Genomic DNA, 16,699 nt, shown 5'->3' on the forward strand with positions numbered 1-16,699 from the left:
CCCTCCGCTTATTGCGCAGCCTTACTTTTGGCTATATTTTGCTGGTGTTCCTTATACGTTTTGGCAAACAGATGTCCAGACGAACCATCCTTTTTCGTCACATAGAACAGATACTCCGAAGCTTCCGGATTAAGCGCTGCCTCGATGGACGGAAGACTTGGACTGGCTATTGGACCTGGTGGCAAGCCTTTGTTCAGATACGTATTGTAGGGACTTTGCACCTTCAGATCCTTGAAAAACAATCGCTCCTTCGGCTTGTCGAGCAGATATTGCACCGTAGCATCAATTTCCAGCTTCATATCCTGATTAAGCCGATTGTAGATTACACCTGCAACCAGAGCACGTTCTTCATCCACTACAACTTCTCTCTCCACCAGTGACGCAATCGTCAGCAGCTCATGTAGGGAAAGGTTCTTTTCTTGGAGCTTCTTCTCCAGATCAGGAATGGAATTGATCTTGGTCTGGAATTCTTCCAGCATCCGTTGCATCACATCATGCGCGGAACTCCCTTTTTTCAGCTCATACGTCTCCGGGAACAGATACCCTTCCAATACGTAGCGAAGTTCTTCATCCACTGGAATATCTTTGACGATATCTACATCAAAGGCCGAAGGATCATTTGCCAGCTTAATGAATTCATCCCGATCTAAAACATGCTCATAAGAAAGCTTACCCGCCATTTGCAGAACAGTATAACCCTCCGGAATTGTAAATTTCACCATTTCCTCCGGTACAACTTCACCACTACTCAGCTTGCTAACAATCTCGTCATATGTCACGCCAGGATTCATAGAATATGTACCCGCCATGAAATTAGAACCTAGTTTTTTCCACTTTAAATACCCTTTAAACGTTAACCCGCTTCGAATGAGGCCCTCTTCTTGAAGCTGATCCGCGATTTTCGAAGTTCCCGAGCCGCTCTTAATCTCGAATACGACCGGTTCTGTAGAAGCTTCCACGGGACGCATCATGCTCCATACGTATCCGCCCGCGCCTCCTGCAAGAACTACAATGATAAGCAGTATGACTACTATTGCTTTCCCTTTCAAAAAAGAAACAACTCCTTTACACAACCAAAAAGAGCGGACTTCTCCGCCCTCCCGGTTTCTTCAATTTGAAGCTGATTAATCTTCGTCAATGGGGAGTGTACATTCATCATACAGTTCCGAAATGTTCTCCCACTCATCATCATCGTCGATCGTAACTAACTCTGGCATGATCTGGTCTTCACTTCCAGGTGATACCCGCAGAAGTTCAACCTCGTCATAAGGTCGCAACGAACTGCGGAGCACCGCGTACTGCTGACCGTTCACTTCGAACTCAGCCAACAAGTCATACGGTTGTGATTTACCGTTCTCTTCCTCGAGCTCAACATGAGCACCGAATGCCAGACGCAGTGAATCTGTCCATTTCAGGTCTTTGCGGCTATATTCCGTCATTTAGTTCGCTTCCTCTTCATCTTCAGCAAGAAATGTATTAAACGTCTCCTCGACGATATCCCACTCGGCATCATCTTGGATGACGAAAAGTTTAATATCGTCGCCCTCTTCTTCATAACGGAATGCATATACATCCGTTTCGCCATCTTCAGGTTCAACCGGAGCAACCATCATGTACTTGGCCTCCGAACCGTCTACTTCGAACTTCATGATGACTTCGAATTCCTCTTCATTACCCTCGTCATCCGCAATGTAAATAATTTCAGCTTCTTCTTCCATACCCAGTTGATCTTCAGCCATTGTTGATCCCCCTCACCTTCTACTATTGGCATCCAAATAATTTTGCAAAATCAAGCTTGCGGCCATTTTGTCCACAACCTGTTTGCGTTTTTTCCGACTGACATCCGCTTCAATCAGCGTACGTTCTGCTGCCATGGTTGTCAGCCGTTCATCCCAAAGGTGAACAGGTAAATTCAGTTCGCCCCGCAGGCGTTCGGCAAAAGCAATACATATCTCACCGCGCGGTCCTACGGTGCCGTTCATGTTTTTGGGAAGTCCGACTACGATCTCACTAATCTCGTGCTCACGCACAAGTTCGGCAATCCGAGCGAACTCGCCTTCATCACGGCGGCGTTCAAGCACTTCCAATCCCTGGGCAGTCCAACCGAAGGCGTCACTCGCGGCAACCCCGATTCTTCGGTCCCCATAGTCCAAACCTAATATTTTCATCCATGCTCTCCCATCCTGGGGCCTGCTCAGGTCGATGATTATCGCCTTCTCAAGCTTCAGGCTGTCTTCTGTCGGTTCATTTCCCGCTGCCTGCATAGCTGCAACACAGCGGAAGCGGCGTACATTACCGGTGATTGGCCAGATAGGAACGTACAAGCTCTTCAATCAGCTCATCGCGCTCCTTTTTACGGACCAGACTACGTGCGTTGTTGTGACGAGGAATGTATGCCGGGTCTCCGGAAATCAGATACCCAACAATCTGGTTGATCGGATTATAATCCTTATCGACCAATGCATCATAAACCGTGAGAAGAATCTCTTTGGATGATGCTTCCTGTTCGTCACCTTTCACATTAAATTTAACCGTCTTATCCATGGAGTCCATTGATGACACCTCGCTCCTGCATGAACATGGGGACCATGTCCTGCCGAATTGATTTCTGTTTATATAATAACATATTCTGACTGCCACAAGTAAACAAAGGATAAGGCAATTGTGTTTTTTACTTGTCCTTTACTGGCTAACCAGTGAAACCGCCAGTTTCAGTGCTTCATCCAGCTTGGATGCGTCCTTGCCTCCGGCTTGTGCCATATCTGGACGTCCACCACCGCCACCGCCGCATACTGCCGCGACTTCCTTGACGATTTTGCCTGCGTGCAGACCTTGTTTTACTTGTTCAGCAGGTACAGCTACTACAAAATTCACTTTGCCATCGGCTGCGGCACCCAATACGAGTACGGCGTTAGGCAATTTGATTTTCAACTCATCTGCCACCGTGCGAAGCGCGTCCATGTTCGGAGCATCTACGCGTGCTGCCAGCAATTGTGTATTTCCTGCTTGTACCACTTGATCGGTCAGTTGACCTGCTTCCATGGCACTGAGTTTGCTTTGCAGGGATTCAGTCTCTCTGGCTGCTTCTTTCAGTTGTTGGTTCAGACCTTCAATCCGTTTAGGCACATCAGCCACATTCGCTTTGAGCAACGTTGCTGATTGCTTGAGCAGTTCCAACTGGCTTTCCACATACAGATATGCGCCACGGCCAGTTACAGCTTCGATCCGGCGCACGCCGGAGCCAATTCCGCTCTCGCTCACCAGTTTGAAGATTCCGATCTCTGAAGTATTATTTACGTGACAGCCGCCACAAAGTTCCAAACTGTAGTCTCCAACTTGAACGACACGCACAATATCTCCATATTTTTCGCCAAACAGGGCCATCGCACCCATTTCTTTCGCCTCATCAATAGCTTTCAGCTCGATGTTCACGTTCAGACGATTCCAGATCTGTTCGTTCACCTGACGCTCAATCTCTGTCAACTCTTCCGGCGTAATGCTGCCGAAGTGAGAGAAGTCAAACCGCAGACGCTGTGGCTCAACGAGCGATCCCGCCTGATTTACGTGAGTTCCGAGCACATCTTTGAGTGCTTTGTGCAGCAAATGGGTAGCTGTATGGTTTTTGATAATGTCACCACGTTTGGCTGCATCTACTTCAGCACGGATAACTTCACCCACACGCAATTCACCGGACTCTACCGTCACCAAATGAACGTGTTGTCCCTGCGGAGCTTTGAACAAACCTTGTACTTTCGCTGTCACACCAGCTCCAAGCAGCAAGCCCTGGTCACTCACTTGACCGCCACTTTCTGCGTAGAACGGAGTCTTGTCCAGAACAACCTGGCACGTCTGTCCTTCGCCTACAGTATCAACAAGGGCGTCACCTGCAACGATGGCTACCACTTTTGCTTCCGTCAACAGGTCAGTATAACCAACAAACTCACTTTTAACCTCCAGATCGGCAAGTGGTCCGCCTTGAACTTTCATGCTCTCGTTCTCTTGACGCCCAGCACGTCCAAGCTCACGTTGTTTCTGCATGGAAGCGTCAAACCCTTCACGATCCACAGTCAGACCATGCTCTGCGGCATAATCTTCTGTCAGGTCAAACGGGAAACCGTACGTATCATACAGTTTGAAAGCTTCAGGTCCGCTAATAACCGTGCGTCCTTCGGATTTGGCAGTGCCGCTGATATCAGCCAGAATAGCCAGACCATCCGTGAGTGTTTCGTGGAAACGCTCTTCCTCGGTTTTAATCACTTTAGCGATGAACTCCTGTTTGTCTACTACCTCAGGGTAGTACATGCCCATGACTTCACCAACGGTTGTTGTCAGTTCATACAAGAATGGACGGTCAAGCCCAAGTACTTTTCCATAACGAACTGCACGACGGAGCAAACGACGGATGACATATCCACGTCCTTCATTACTTGGCAGAACGCCATCACCCACTGCAAAAGCAACCGTACGGATATGATCGGCAATGACTTTCAGTGCAACATCAATCTCGACGCTGTCGTTATATTTCACACCCGCAAGAGCGGCTGTTCTCTGAATCATCGGTTGGAACAGGTCTGTGTCGAAGTTGGAATCCACATTTTGCAGAATGGAAGCAAAGCGCTCCAAACCAGCACCTGTATCAATATTTTTGTTAGGAAGCGGTGTGTAGCTGCCATCTTTGTTATGGTTGAACTGGGAGAATACCAGGTTCCACACTTCCAGATAACGTTCATTTTCCCCGCCTGGGTACATCTCGGGATCACTCATGTCGTTTCCATAAGCTTCGCCGCGGTCATAGAAGATCTCGGTACAAGGTCCACATGGGCCTTCGCCGATATCCCAGAAGTTCTCATCCAATTTGATGATACGCTCCGCAGGCAGTCCCACTTTTTCATTCCACAGTTTGAAAGCTTCTTCATCTTCCGGATATACCGTAACGGACAGACGCTCTGGATCGAAACCGATCCACTCTTTGCTCGTCAGGAACTCCCATGCCCATGTAACGGTCTCTTCCTTGAAGTAATCTCCAATGGAGAAGTTGCCGAGCATTTCGAAGAACGTATGGTGACGGCGCGTTTTGCCGACATTTTCAATATCATTGGTACGGATACATTTTTGAGAGTTCGCAAGGCGCGGGTTCTCCGGTTTCTCACGTCCGTCAAAATATGGTTTGAGCGGTGCCATACCTGCATTGATCCACAGAAGAGAAGGATCGTTGTGAGGCACGAGCGATGCGCTCGGCTCGATTTTGTGACCTTTACTTGCAAAAAACTCTATCCATTTGGACCGGATTTCACTGGCTTTCATACTGGATGCCCCCATTAAATTATAATAGTCCGTTGCGTATTCGCTCCGGTTGGTCAACACTGCTTTTGTAAAAATAAACACAAAAAACGCCCCTGAATAATCAGGGACGATGTTATCGCGGTACCACCCTGGTTATTGCTGTTCATCCCTTGCTGCCCGGATCAACAAACAATCTCCTCGTTAATGCGAAATAACGGTCGCTCCCGGCAGGGTTGTCCTGCACTCCGAAATTAGCTTTCCGCCGCTTCATCTTCCAAGACTCTTCCAGCCATCGATTCAGGCTCACCCTGATCCGAAGAAGTCTATTCTCTGAGGAAAGGAACCTCGGCGTACTTTATTTCATCATCGATTTCATGTTCTAAACATACACACTCATTATATCGGTAGCACAAGCGGGTGTCAACGCGGCCTCCTTGATGTTTTGACCCTACTATTTAGTCGGTCCTTCGTTTGATGTAATAGGCGAAAAAGTGCTGCACAATGACCTTCAGGACGGCAAAAACGGGTACGGCCAGAATCAGACCTACAATGCCTGCCAATTCGCCTCCGACGAGCAGCGCAAATATAATCGACAGTGGATGCAGATGCAACGTACGTCCCACCACCTGAGGAGAAATAACGTTGCTCTCCAGCACTTGGCACAGTGTATTCACAATGACAACGAGCAGCACCATTTTAAATGATACCGTCGATGCCATGACCACGGCGGGGGCAGCGCCAAGGAACGGCCCAAGATAAGGCACAATGTTAAATACAGCCACAATACTCGCAAGCAGCAAGGCATACGGCATATCAATGACGATATAACCAATGTAGGCAAAGATACCGACAATGACACAGACAATAAACTGTCCTCGTATGTAGTTTCCCAGCGCAGTATCGATCTCTTTCATCACCGATACAATTGATTTACGACGTGAACGCGGAAGATACGCCACAATGGTGCGCTCAAATACCTCAAAATCTTTTAACATATAAAAGATCAGAAAAGGCACGATAAACACATTGAATAACACATTAATGGTCGCCCCGATATTGTCCATGAGCACGGCAATTCCCTGAGTTAGTCGATCCTCCATCTGAAAGAACCAGCTGTTCATGCCCGTTCGGACACTTGGCGGCATTAATTTGTGATCCATATTGTTCATCAGACTCTGGGCACGCATGGACAGCTCCGGCATATGTTCGTTGAGTTCTTCCAGCTGTTCAATCAATACCGGAATGACATTCATGAGAATGACACCGATACAGGTCAGGAAAAAGGCATATATGAGCAATACCGCGATCGTACGCGGCACCTTGCGCCCTCCCAGCATACTGACAATCGGATTGAGTACATAGGATATGATAAGGGCTACGATGAAAGGGGCCAGCACTGTTTTCAGGAAAGCATATATGTGAAGCAGTAAAGGCCGCAGCAGCCATATAAAATACAGAATGATCAACCCGAGCAGCAGCCAGATCGCGTAACGGAACAGCTTGTGTTTAGTTAATTGCTCCACGTGCATCCCTCCTTTTGGACTGGCTCTGAGAGTCAGTATATGTAGGAAAGGTAATATTTATTAACACAGCGCAGAAGTGGAAAGCAGCAATCCTCACATTTTCTCTTGAACCCAAAAAAACGCCTCCTTCATCAGAGAAGGAAGCGCATCTTGCGGTCCGGAGTAGCATATAATCAACCATGTCTCTCCCGAACCATTATGTAACCGCATCTATATACATCTGCCAACAATACATGACAGCATTCCATGACAGACATTGTCAAGAAACCGCATATAGAGGAAGTTATCCTGCTTTTTAAGAAGAAGCGTGAAGATGAGGGAAGTCTTGCGGCAGCTCGTCCCCGAAAAAGAGATCATCCAGGGAACTCAGCGTACCGTCTTCTTCCACCTGATATACAGACATTTTCTCACCGTTCACCGTTAATTCAATAAAGCATCCCCAGCAATAAAACTGGTGGGAACCAATTTTCCCGATATCTTTGGAACTACAGTTTGGACATTTCATATTCATTCACCTATCCATTAACAGAATGAATGGCATTTTCCAAGCGTTGTTCACTCAGCGGCGGCACCATAATGGCACTTTCCCCGATGGACATATCACTTGTACATGGCAGCCATTTACGGCCCTCGATCAGATCGGACACAAAACCGTCCGTAATTTCAATCCCTATTATTGTATTTCCCAACTCTTGGTCAAAATAAACATCAGAGACACGTCCAAGCAGCAAACCTTCTTCGGTGAGCACGGACATCTCCTTCAATTTAGACCGACCGAGGAGGTACGTGTATTTTATGTCGTCGGCTCCCGTCTTGCGGACAGCCTGTTGATTACGGATCATGACGGCATCCTCGCCGTAGGCAACGATGTCTTGCCACTGCACGATTTTGACATGATTGGTAAACAGGCCTTTGTTCTCAAGTTCAATGCCTTCAATCTGCCAATCATCATTCACAATGAAATCCTGGATTTTACCGACCTGCTTCCCGTCCTCAACATCAAAAACGGCAAGTCCGATCATTTCCTGAAGCTTCATCGTTGGGTCCCCCTCATCTTCTTATCATTAAATAGGCGCGGCGCTATTGCTAGGTATGCCCAAAGTTGATGAGTGGCAATCAGACGCCGATCATCAAAACCGCTTCTATCCAACCGATGAAATGGAACTTCTTCCCTCCTTCTGTTCCATGTGTAAAGTTCCCCTTAGGGTCTATTACGCAGTCGTCCAAGAATGGTTCCAATTTTTTCGGCGGTTATCATGATTTCTTCCGTAGTATTACCCAATCCCCAGCTGAATCGAATCGCAGAGTGTAAAAAAGTCTCAGGCAGATCCATCGCTTTGAGTACATGAGATACTTCAAGCGAACCGGAAGTGCATGCCGAACCGCTTGCAACAGCGATCCCTTCCATATCCAGATTCATTAACATCGTCTCTGTGGACACTTCCGGAAAGCTGATATTCAGGATGTTTGGCAGCGTATGCTCCGGGTGTCCATTCACGTGAAAGCGCTCCGTCCCCACATGAATTTCGAGCTGTTCCAACAGAAGTTTCCGTAATTCCAGATCATGCTGACGATGCGCTTCCGCATGTGATGAAGCAATTTTGAGGGCCTCTGCAAATCCGACAATGCCAGCTATATTCTCTGTACCCGCGCGCCGCTGACGCTCTTGCAGTCCACCATGAGCTCTAGCTTCCAGCACAATCCCTCGCCGTACATAGAGTGCACCCACGCCCTGAGGTCCATTGATTTTATGGGCAGAGAAGCTGATCAGATCCACAGGCAGTTCTTTACAGGAAATATTCTGACTGCCCAGAGCCTGAACCGCGTCGGTATGGAACAGAATATCATGCTGACGGGCAAGCTCACCCACCTCGCGTATAGGCTGAATCGTGCCCACTTCGTTGTTGGCATACATCATGGTAATCAGCACCGTATCCGGTCGAATAGCCTCTCGCAGCTCATCCAGACTTATTCGTCCATAACGATCAACAGATAGATAAGTTACTTCGTAGCCTTGACGTTCCAATTCCTGACACGTATGCAAAACAGCATGGTGCTCAATTGCTGTCGTAATGACGTGTTTCCCTTTGTCCTGTCTTGTTGAGACTGCTCCAAAGATTGCCAAATTATCACTCTCCGTGCCACCTCCGGTAAATACCAATTCGTCCGGGAAACAGCCCAAAGACGCCGCAATGACATCCCTTGCTCCGCTGACGGTCCGTTTGGCTTCACGCCCAAAGGCATGGATACTTGATGCGTTGCCATATTGCCCTGTCATGACGTTCATCATCGCTTCTGCGACTTGTGGATGCATAGGTGTCGATGCGGCGTGATCCAAATAAATTCGTTTCATTTATCTTCACCCCGTTATATGTTAAATTTCTATTTGAAGGCAAACTGTCAAAATTGGAAACTGAAACGGATGCTCTATTGTCACAACTTCGTGTATAATGTTCTATATCCATTTCAAAAAGGAGAGAGAGACATGAGTGATCCCATTCTCGGGCAGATTCTGAATCAGCTTCAACAGATGGACAAACGATTCGACAGTATTGATGGACATCTTGGAAAAATAGACCACCGGCTTGATGCTATGGAAGAGAGGCTCGGTGCCGTAGAGAGCAGACTAGACACTGTCGATGACAGACTTAATGCCATTGAGGAACAAACCAAAAACATTCCGCTTCTTCAACAAGCTGTTATGGAAACATTGACCGTTACGAAACGTCTTGACGCTTCCCACTCTGCATCTGAACGCAAAGTAACTACCGAATTGAATACCCATCAGCACAGCATTGATATTTTGAATCGCCGTCAGTTACGCATGGAAGCTGATATAGAAACCTTAAAAAGTCGCTGAGTTACAAGTTATCCAGTTAAGTTCACACTTGACCATCTTGTAAATCCCGCGGCTGAATACATAGCCCTGCTCAATTAATATGATCTGTAGAAATTGAAGAACAAAGTACCCATTGGCATGTCTAAAGCCCCCAAGTTGGGGGCTTTATTGTGGCTTCTGTGATGCGAATTAATGATCTTAAATGTAAAACATGTAACTATCTTTTTTGTCCTGATCCTGGAATGTAATCAGGTCTTTCAGTGTTGTGGAATCCAACACTTCCGCAATGCCGTCACGAATACGCAACCATAGATCACGTTTCGCCGGATCATCTTCCTCTGTGAAATCTACTGGAGAGATTGGCCCTTCCAGTACACGGATTACATCGCCTGCAGTCACGGTTGCAGGATCACCTGCAAGGATATAACCGCCGTAAGCACCTCTAATGCTCTTAACCAGTCCTGCATTGCGCAGCGGAGCGATCAATTGCTCCAGGTAATGTTCAGAGAGCTGGTTGCGCTCAGCAATGCTTTTAAGTGATGTAGGGCCTTCGCCTGTTCTGGCAGCCAGCTCCATCATGATCGTGAGGCCGTAACGGCCTTTTGTCGATATTTTCAAAGGAGTCACCTCTTTCAATTTTCAGAAACGATTGGAAACTTTATATTTTATCCTGTGGTCCATAACCGCCTGGTTCACGATCTATCCACAGCAGAGATTCATAGAACTAAACTTTAACCTTCTAATCCTCCGTATTCCGATCATAACCCTCAGCTAATGTTAACATATCTGCATGCTTTATGGTAAAGAAAGATTGACGATATTCCAAAATGTGCGTCTGTGGTGGACACTATCCAAAATTGGCCGGGTGTATCGTATCTTGAGTCCGGTTATGCTAGAATAAGAAACGAAACACATTTATATATAGAAATGGTGATAACGATGTCCAAAACAATTGAAAATACACGGGTCGTCGTTGGCATGTCCGGAGGTGTCGATTCTTCCGTTACCGCACTGCTGCTGAAAGAGCAGGGGTACGATGTCATCGGCATTTTCATGAAAAACTGGGATGACACCGACGAGTTCGGCCACTGTACCGCTGAAGAAGATTCAGAGGATGTACGCCGCGTATGTGAACAGATCGGCATTCCTTACTACACTGTCAACTTCGAGAAAGAATATTTTGATAAAGTATTTACCTATTTCCTTGATGAATATAAGTCGGGTCGTACGCCAAATCCGGATGTCATGTGTAATCGTGAGATCAAATTTGGTGAATTCCTGAACAAAGCTCTGGATCTCGGCGCAGATTATGTAGCTACAGGACACTACGCTCGTCTGATTGAAGAAGATGGTACGTTCAAGCTGCTGCGCGGCGTGGACAGCAACAAGGATCAGACGTATTTCCTTAATGCACTCAATCAGAACCAGTTGTCCAAAGCCATGTTCCCGATTGGTCACCTGCCCAAACCGGAAGTACGCAAAATTGCAGAAGCCGCTGGTTTGTATACCGCCAAGAAAAAAGACAGTACAGGTGTCTGCTTCATCGGCGAACGCAACTTCAAAGAGTTCCTGAGTAACTATCTGCCTGCCAAAGGCGGAGACATGGTTGATATTGCGACCGGTGAAGTCAAAGGTCGCCATGACGGTCTGATGTACTACACACTTGGACAGCGTCAAGGTCTTGGCATTGGTGGTTCCGGCAATGGTGAGCCCTGGTTCGTTGCAGACAAGAATCTGGAGAAGAACCAACTGCTTGTTGTTCAGGGTGATGCCCACGCAAGTCTGTACTCCACAGGTCTAACCGCAACGGGTGTGAACTGGATTGCTGGTGCAGAGCACATGCCTAATGTGCCATTCCGTTGTACAGCCAAATTCCGCTATCGTCAGCCGGATCAAGGTGTTACATTGACCTGGCAGGAAGATGGAAGTGTAGATGTACAATTTGATCAGCAACAAAAAGCCATTACACCTGGACAAGCCGTTGTTTTCTACGACGGAGAGGTATGCCTCGGCGGAGGTACGATTGATCAAGTGCAAAAAGTACCTGTACCCGCAATGCAGTAATAGAGCATGTCCATTAAAATGCGGATTATACACAATACCGTGTATCCCTATTAAAAAAGCCGTCTTTCATGTATACCATGAAGGATGGCTTTTTTCCTGCTTTTCTTTGCAAAAAAAATAAAATTAGTTCGTTATGCAGTCAACCAGACTCCTGCCAAGGAGGCCAGCACCCCGATTACAACGGAACTTACAACGTAGAGCGCCGCTCTGGCGTATCGTTGTCGACCCATAAGTCCTACCGTCTCATAGCCAAAGGTCGAAAATGTGGTGTATGCACCACAGAATCCGGTTCCCCAGATCACCCAGACCCCATCTGAGACCATTGCTGATAGATGCCACCCATATAACAGCCCAAGCAGAAGTGAACCACTGATATTAATAATCCATGTTCCCCACGGAAAAGCCGTTCCCAGCAAGCCAGAGACCCATTTTCCCAGACTATAACGCAGAACTGCACCCAACACACCTGCAAAACCAATCCATAGGATCATAAGGCATCACCCTCTTGGCTTCGTGATCCCAACGTACGTTGTCCAAGGCTCATTCCCAGCGCACAGAGCAACAACCCTGCCAACAGACTTACGACCATATAAATCGCGGCTTTGACCCATTCTCCACTTTCGGATAAACGAACAATATCCAGTGTAAACGTGGAGAATGTCGTAAATGCGCCAGTAAAGCCTGTGCCAATCGCAAGTCGAAGTTGTGGGGTTATTTTGCCTGGAACAGCGATGGTAAAAAACCAACCCAAAAAAAGGCTGCCAATCGCATTGATTAACAGCACCGCCCAAGGAAAGCCTACATGAGCAGCTGGTATCCCTAACTGTATGGCATATCGGGTTAATGTGCCGAGAAATCCACCTGCTCCTATATATAAAATTTCTTTCATGTTATGTGCATCTCCCGAGTGATCTATCTGATCTTACAATTCCCTGCGTCGTTGTTGGTTCAGCCTAATCTTCGATTCGTTACCCTGCTCCGTGGCCTCATAGAATACTCTGCGTGAGAGCTGCTTTGGCAAGTATTCCTGTTTCACGTAATGCCCTGGATAGTTATGTGGATATTGATAGCCCTCATGTCCCAGTTTTACGGCACCAGAGTAATGTGTATCTCGTAAGTGAAGCGGAACTTCTGCCGATTTCACCTCATCAATGGCGTTCATGGCTTTGGAAATGGCGGTGTACACCGCATTGGATTTTGGACTTTCGACTGCGAACAGAATCGCTTGTGCAATGTTCAGCTTGGCTTCGGGCCAGCCGTTATTCCGATACGCATCAAGTGCTCCAATCGCCTGAGTCATGGCTTGCGGGTTCGCAAGTCCAATATCTTCACTGCTCGCTGCAATCAGACGCCGAATAAAGGTCATCGGGTCCATGCCGAGCTTCTCCACCGCGTATAGAAACCAAAACAGCGCAGCATCACTGGAACCCCGGATACTCTTGTGAAATGCAGACAGCACATCATACTGTGTGGATTCATCCGCCTTCACAATCGGTCGCCGAATAGACTCTTCTGCCACACCAAGCGTAATATGAATGGATCCATCCTTCTCCGGTGGCGTGGTCAACGCAGCCAGTTCAAGCGCGTTAAGCGCACGCCGAATATCCCCGTTGGCCATCGTAGCAATATGTTCAAGCGCCTCATCGTCTGCCTGCAGCTCCATGAATCCCAGACCCTTGTCCGCATCGCTCAATGCTCTGCGCATTGCAATAAGGGAATGCTCCTTGTTCAACGATTCCAGCTGGAACAGGGTGGAGCGACTCATCAAGGCTCCATTGACATAATGAAAGGGATTCTCTGTTGTCGCGCCGATAAAAATAATCGTGCCCTTCTCTACCGCTGGCAATAACGCGTCCTGACGTGAACTGTTAAACCGATGTACCTCATCGAGGAACAGAATGGTTTTCGTTCCATACAGCTGTTTGTTCGTTTGGGCCTGTTCAATGACTTCACGCACATCCTTGACGGAAGCTTCCACTGCATTCAGGCGAACGAACTGTCCTTGTGTTTGCTGGGAAATAATATGTGCCAGGGTTGTCTTCCCGCATCCCGGAGGGCCGTATAACAAGATCGACGAAATCTGATCAGCCTCGATGGCGCGCCGGAGTAATTTCCCCGGTCCAATAATATGTTCCTGTCCAATATATTCATCCAGGTGCTCTGGCCGCATGCGGTCCGCAAGCAATCTAGCTTGTGGCTTTGAATCCTGTTGAAACGAAAATAAATCCATTGCTCATCACTTCCTTAACGGATTGCCTTGACTTGTGTACAATTACGCTTCTGGTGGTTCTCCACTCTCTATCATATCATACTCCCGCGGTAACATAGCCATAAATGCGCCAAGCGCACTGCTGACAAACGCATCCTTGCGTGTAATAAAACGAGTCATCATGTGGCTTATGCCGGAAGGGAGCGAATGTTTGCGAAGGCTGCCATTTTCAATTTGCTGCCGAATTACAATCTCCGGTAACAGAGAAATCCCCATCCCCGATGTTACTCCACTGATAATTGCTTCCAATGTACCGAATTCCATAATCACCGGACGGTTTACCCCACTTGAGAGCAACCACTCCTCTAACGTTTGTCGGTAGGAGCATCCCATGCTGTATACAAGGATCGGCTTACGGGTAAGTTCATTTTCTGGTCCCACACCCGAGGAAACTACAAATAGCTCTTCATCAAATACATCGATAGACTCGATATCAGGATGATCACAGGCACAGCCAATAAATGCTCCTTCCAATTCATACCCAATCACTTGATCAATAAGCATCTGCGAGTTGCCAGTAGCCAGTGACAAGGACACGTCGGGATACTGTTTATAGTATTTTGCAAAAAGCTCAGGTAAACGTACCGCTGCGGCAGTCTGTGTAGACCCTATTCGCAACGGCCCTGATGGTGTACTCGTCGCCCGAAGCGCCTTGGAAGCATCATTCAGCAAACCAATGATTTTATCCGCATAGGTCAGCAGCATCTCTCCGGCTGGAGATAACGTCATGCCTCGGTTATGACGAATGAACAATGTTGTACCCACTTCTGCTTCCAGATGCCTGATTCGTGCCGTTACGTTCGATTGCACATACCCCAGTTTAGAAGCAGCTTTGGTCAGGTTTCCTTCCTGTGCAACACACTGAAATATTCTAAGATCCCCGCTCTCCATGGTCCCTCCACTCTGACATCATTCAAAATGATATCCACTTCATTACCAATCATTATACTTCATGTGTAAACCGGACTACAATTCATGTAGATCCCAAACCAGTCAGCTGACTGGATGATGATAAGGAGTGTTCAGCATGACATACTGGAAAAATAGAGTTGCTGTGATCACTGGTGGTGGAACAGGTATAGGTCGTGCTGTAAGTCTGATGCTGGCTGAGCGCGGAGCGTTGGTTGCCGTTAACTATTCCCGCTCACGAGATGCAGCAAACGAGACAGTTCAACATATTTTGGATGCAGGAGGTCATGCATTGGCCGTTCAAGCCAACGTTGCCGATGACCTTGATGTGAGGCGGATGGTCACCACAATAACTGAAACCCATGGCCCAATCACTGCGCTTGTGAATAACGCCGGCATCACTCATCATATCCCCCTGCACGATCTGGAATCAGTTACAGATGACGTCTGGGATGAACTAATTGATGTAAATGTGAAAGGCATGTTTCATTGTGCTCGTGCAGTGACGGAAGATATGAAGCGGGCTGGCGGTGGTTCTATCGTAAATCTGGGCAGCATCGCAGGCAGTACGGGTTCAGGCTCCTCCCTTCCTTACGCTGTCTCCAAAGCAGCCGTGCACGGTCTGACCTTATCACTTGCGCACGCTCTCTCACCACATATTCGGGTGAATGCTATCGTCCCTGGTGCAGTTGCTACAAGGTGGTGGGCTGGAAATGAGGATCGAATGCATCGTCTCGGTGGAGAGCTGTTGTTACAGAAAATTGCCTCGCCTGAGGACATCGCACACATGATCTGTGCCGCGCTAGAACAGCAATCCATGACCGGACAGCTGATTACTGTAGATAGCGGACAGACGTTATGAGCTCCAGTCATGATAGAGATACCTGGATTATCAAACCAATGAAATATACACTATTGATCATTTTGACAACGTTAATCATGGGAACTTCTTTTCCAGTTGGCAAGATCGGCATGTTATATGCCCCACCTTTCCTGCTCATGGGCATACGTTATGTACTGGCTGGTGGATTGATGGCCTGGTTCCTGCGTAAACGTCCTTTACCTACCAAGTGGCAGTCTTGGTTGAAAATAATCCTCATTGGCCTGTTCCAATCCGCAGGAGTGATGGGCTGCGCCTATTACAGCATGAACTGGATTACATCCGGTGAATCGGCCATTATTACGTTTACCAATCCGTTGCTGGTCATTATCCTCAGTGCTCTCTTATATAGAGTGACCTACCGTTACAGTCAGTGGATCGGTGTTCTGCTCGGTTTCGTGGGGATTATGTTAACCTTTGGATGGCATATGAGCTTTAGCCCTGGAACCTGGATTGGATTTGGCGGTGCGATCTCCTTTGCAGTATCGACATTGCTCATCAAACGCTGGGGCGATGGCTACGATACTTTTGTCTTAACCGCTTATCAGATGCTCGCGGGAGGGGCAGCGCTGCTTCTGCTAAGCGTATGGACTGAACAGCCTCACTTTATGGTGAATACCACCTCAGTGATGGTGCTGCTCTGGTTAACACTTGTTTGCTCCATCATCCAGTTCTCACTCTGGTTTTATCTGCTGCAGAATAGTGACCCCGCCCAAACCAGTTCGTATCTGTTTCTGGCACCGTTCTTTGGTGTATTGTCGAGTTGGATTTTGCTGGGAGAGCACGTTCAGTGGTTTGCATTGGCAGGCGGTTTACTCATTGGTGTCGGTATATTCCTGGTGAACCGTCGCTCGTCCAGAATGAGAAATAGCGTAACATAACTTAACTTGAACTCCCCGTCGTTCTTCGTCGAAAAATGAAGCTATTCTCGC

General features: G+C 47.5%; 19 protein-coding genes. 4 read left to right on the forward strand and 15 right to left on the reverse strand.

From position 1 onward, the window contains the following. Positions 1-8: 8 nt before the first annotated feature. The 10 genes from mltG to WFI24_RS28130 form a co-directional block, all read right to left on the reverse strand. Positions 9-1,049 carry an endolytic transglycosylase MltG gene (gene mltG, locus WFI24_RS28085; protein ID WP_336765228.1) on the reverse strand — a complete coding sequence of 347 codons (1,041 nt, stop codon included), beginning with the start codon at positions 1,047-1,049 and terminating at the stop codon, positions 9-11. A 75-nt stretch (positions 1,050-1,124) separates the two neighbouring features. After that, the gene (locus tag WFI24_RS28090) at positions 1,125-1,439 is read right to left on the reverse strand and encodes a DUF1292 domain-containing protein (protein WP_047844066.1); all 315 of its coding nucleotides are present in this window, start codon (positions 1,437-1,439) and stop codon (positions 1,125-1,127) included. Continuing rightward, entirely contained in the window at positions 1,440-1,739 is a 300-nt protein-coding gene (locus tag WFI24_RS28095) for a DUF1292 domain-containing protein (protein ID WP_017686820.1), read from the reverse strand. It lies immediately after the preceding gene. Between the two features lie 12 nt (positions 1,740-1,751). Then, complete coding sequence (gene ruvX, locus WFI24_RS28100) at positions 1,752-2,168, reverse strand: Holliday junction resolvase RuvX (RefSeq protein WP_336765288.1); 417 nt, start codon at positions 2,166-2,168, stop codon at positions 1,752-1,754. Positions 2,169-2,292: 124 nt separating this feature from the next. Further along, positions 2,293-2,553, reverse strand: a complete 261-nt coding sequence (locus WFI24_RS28105) for an IreB family regulatory phosphoprotein (RefSeq protein WP_017686818.1) — start codon at positions 2,551-2,553, stop codon at positions 2,293-2,295. Positions 2,554-2,682: 129 nt separating this feature from the next. Beyond that, a complete protein-coding gene (alaS, locus tag WFI24_RS28110) occupies positions 2,683-5,304 on the reverse strand; it encodes an alanine--tRNA ligase (RefSeq protein WP_336765289.1) in 2,622 nt (873 codons plus the stop codon). 434 nt (positions 5,305-5,738) lie between these two features. Next, entirely contained in the window at positions 5,739-6,806 is a 1,068-nt protein-coding gene (locus WFI24_RS28115; protein WP_145323978.1) for an AI-2E family transporter, read from the reverse strand. Positions 6,807-7,101: 295 nt separating this feature from the next. After that, positions 7,102-7,311, reverse strand: coding sequence for a hypothetical protein (locus WFI24_RS28120; protein WP_017686815.1), 210 nt, complete (start codon positions 7,309-7,311; stop codon positions 7,102-7,104). Between the two features lie 10 nt (positions 7,312-7,321). Further along, on the reverse strand, positions 7,322-7,843 hold the full coding sequence (locus tag WFI24_RS28125) for a PRC-barrel domain-containing protein (protein ID WP_145323979.1): 522 nt from the start codon (positions 7,841-7,843) through the stop codon (positions 7,322-7,324). Positions 7,844-8,007: 164 nt separating this feature from the next. Further along, a complete protein-coding gene (locus WFI24_RS28130; protein ID WP_336765231.1) occupies positions 8,008-9,159 on the reverse strand; it encodes a cysteine desulfurase family protein in 1,152 nt (383 codons plus the stop codon). Positions 9,160-9,291: 132 nt separating this feature from the next. Here WFI24_RS28130 and WFI24_RS28135 point away from each other — a divergent pair, with 132 nt between their 5' ends. After that, positions 9,292-9,666, forward strand: coding sequence for a hypothetical protein (locus WFI24_RS28135; RefSeq protein ID WP_336765232.1), 375 nt, complete (start codon positions 9,292-9,294; stop codon positions 9,664-9,666). A gap of 177 nt (positions 9,667-9,843) precedes the next feature. Here the strand turns inward: WFI24_RS28135 and cymR are convergent, their stop codons facing one another. Further along, positions 9,844-10,263: a cysteine metabolism transcriptional regulator CymR gene (cymR, locus tag WFI24_RS28140; RefSeq protein ID WP_076212458.1), complete on the reverse strand. Its 420-nt coding sequence runs from the start codon at positions 10,261-10,263 to the stop codon at positions 9,844-9,846. Between the two features lie 321 nt (positions 10,264-10,584). Between cymR and mnmA the strand changes: the two genes are divergently transcribed. Next, entirely contained in the window at positions 10,585-11,709 is a 1,125-nt protein-coding gene (gene mnmA / locus WFI24_RS28145; RefSeq protein ID WP_145323983.1) for a tRNA 2-thiouridine(34) synthase MnmA, read from the forward strand. Between the two features lie 131 nt (positions 11,710-11,840). Here the strand turns inward: mnmA and crcB (WFI24_RS28150) are convergent, their stop codons facing one another. Genes crcB (WFI24_RS28150) through WFI24_RS28165 form a run of 4 tightly spaced genes read right to left on the reverse strand, consistent with a single transcriptional unit; the run spans position 11,841 to position 14,869 of the window. Then, positions 11,841-12,200, reverse strand: coding sequence for a fluoride efflux transporter CrcB (gene crcB / locus WFI24_RS28150; RefSeq protein WP_336765234.1), 360 nt, complete (start codon positions 12,198-12,200; stop codon positions 11,841-11,843). Further along, positions 12,197-12,598 carry a fluoride efflux transporter CrcB gene (gene crcB, locus WFI24_RS28155; RefSeq protein WP_336765235.1) on the reverse strand — a complete coding sequence of 134 codons (402 nt, stop codon included), beginning with the start codon at positions 12,596-12,598 and terminating at the stop codon, positions 12,197-12,199. Before crcB (WFI24_RS28155) ends, crcB (WFI24_RS28150) begins: the two co-directional genes overlap by 4 nt. A 33-nt stretch (positions 12,599-12,631) precedes the next feature. Continuing rightward, the gene (locus tag WFI24_RS28160; RefSeq protein WP_145323989.1) at positions 12,632-13,939 is read right to left on the reverse strand and encodes a replication-associated recombination protein A; all 1,308 of its coding nucleotides are present in this window, start codon (positions 13,937-13,939) and stop codon (positions 12,632-12,634) included. 42 nt (positions 13,940-13,981) lie between these two features. Next, the gene (locus WFI24_RS28165) at positions 13,982-14,869 is read right to left on the reverse strand and encodes a LysR family transcriptional regulator (RefSeq protein WP_336765237.1); all 888 of its coding nucleotides are present in this window, start codon (positions 14,867-14,869) and stop codon (positions 13,982-13,984) included. 136 nt (positions 14,870-15,005) lie between these two features. Between WFI24_RS28165 and WFI24_RS28170 the strand changes: the two genes are divergently transcribed. Both WFI24_RS28170 and WFI24_RS28175 read left to right on the forward strand, forming a co-directional pair. Then, positions 15,006-15,749, forward strand: coding sequence for an SDR family NAD(P)-dependent oxidoreductase (locus WFI24_RS28170; RefSeq protein ID WP_336765238.1), 744 nt, complete (start codon positions 15,006-15,008; stop codon positions 15,747-15,749). A gap of 38 nt (positions 15,750-15,787) precedes the next feature. Further along, on the forward strand, positions 15,788-16,648 hold the full coding sequence (locus tag WFI24_RS28175) for a DMT family transporter (protein ID WP_336765239.1): 861 nt from the start codon (positions 15,788-15,790) through the stop codon (positions 16,646-16,648). The last annotated feature ends 51 nt before the right edge of the window (positions 16,649-16,699 follow it).

Source organism: Paenibacillus sp. USHLN196 (genome assembly GCF_037144955.1).
Classification (GTDB): Bacteria; Bacillota; Bacilli; order Paenibacillales; family Paenibacillaceae; genus Paenibacillus; species Paenibacillus xylanexedens_C.

Coding starts and splice junctions, on each gene's coding strand:
- WFI24_RS28090 (WP_047844066.1), bottom strand. CDS start 1,439: ATGACGGAATATAGCCGCAAAGACCTGAAATGGACAGATTCACTGCGT.
- WFI24_RS28095 (WP_017686820.1), bottom strand. CDS start 1,739: ATGGCTGAAGATCAACTGGGTATGGAAGAAGAAGCTGAAATTATTTAC.
- ruvX (WP_336765288.1), bottom strand. CDS start 2,168: ATGAAAATATTAGGTTTGGACTATGGGGACCGAAGAATCGGGGTTGCC.
- WFI24_RS28105 (WP_017686818.1), bottom strand. CDS start 2,553: ATGGACTCCATGGATAAGACGGTTAAATTTAATGTGAAAGGTGACGAA.
- alaS (WP_336765289.1), bottom strand. CDS start 5,304: ATGAAAGCCAGTGAAATCCGGTCCAAATGGATAGAGTTTTTTGCAAGT.
- WFI24_RS28120 (WP_017686815.1), bottom strand. CDS start 7,311: ATGAAATGTCCAAACTGTAGTTCCAAAGATATCGGGAAAATTGGTTCC.
- WFI24_RS28125 (WP_145323979.1), bottom strand. CDS start 7,843: ATGAAGCTTCAGGAAATGATCGGACTTGCCGTTTTTGATGTTGAGGAC.
- WFI24_RS28130 (WP_336765231.1), bottom strand. CDS start 9,159: ATGAAACGAATTTATTTGGATCACGCCGCATCGACACCTATGCATCCA.
- WFI24_RS28135 (WP_336765232.1), top strand. CDS start 9,292: ATGAGTGATCCCATTCTCGGGCAGATTCTGAATCAGCTTCAACAGATG.
- mnmA (WP_145323983.1), top strand. CDS start 10,585: ATGTCCAAAACAATTGAAAATACACGGGTCGTCGTTGGCATGTCCGGA.
- crcB (WP_336765234.1), bottom strand. CDS start 12,200: ATGATCCTATGGATTGGTTTTGCAGGTGTGTTGGGTGCAGTTCTGCGT.
- crcB (WP_336765235.1), bottom strand. CDS start 12,598: ATGAAAGAAATTTTATATATAGGAGCAGGTGGATTTCTCGGCACATTA.
- WFI24_RS28160 (WP_145323989.1), bottom strand. CDS start 13,939: ATGGATTTATTTTCGTTTCAACAGGATTCAAAGCCACAAGCTAGATTG.
- WFI24_RS28165 (WP_336765237.1), bottom strand. CDS start 14,869: ATGGAGAGCGGGGATCTTAGAATATTTCAGTGTGTTGCACAGGAAGGA.
- WFI24_RS28170 (WP_336765238.1), top strand. CDS start 15,006: ATGACATACTGGAAAAATAGAGTTGCTGTGATCACTGGTGGTGGAACA.
- WFI24_RS28175 (WP_336765239.1), top strand. CDS start 15,788: ATGAAATATACACTATTGATCATTTTGACAACGTTAATCATGGGAACT.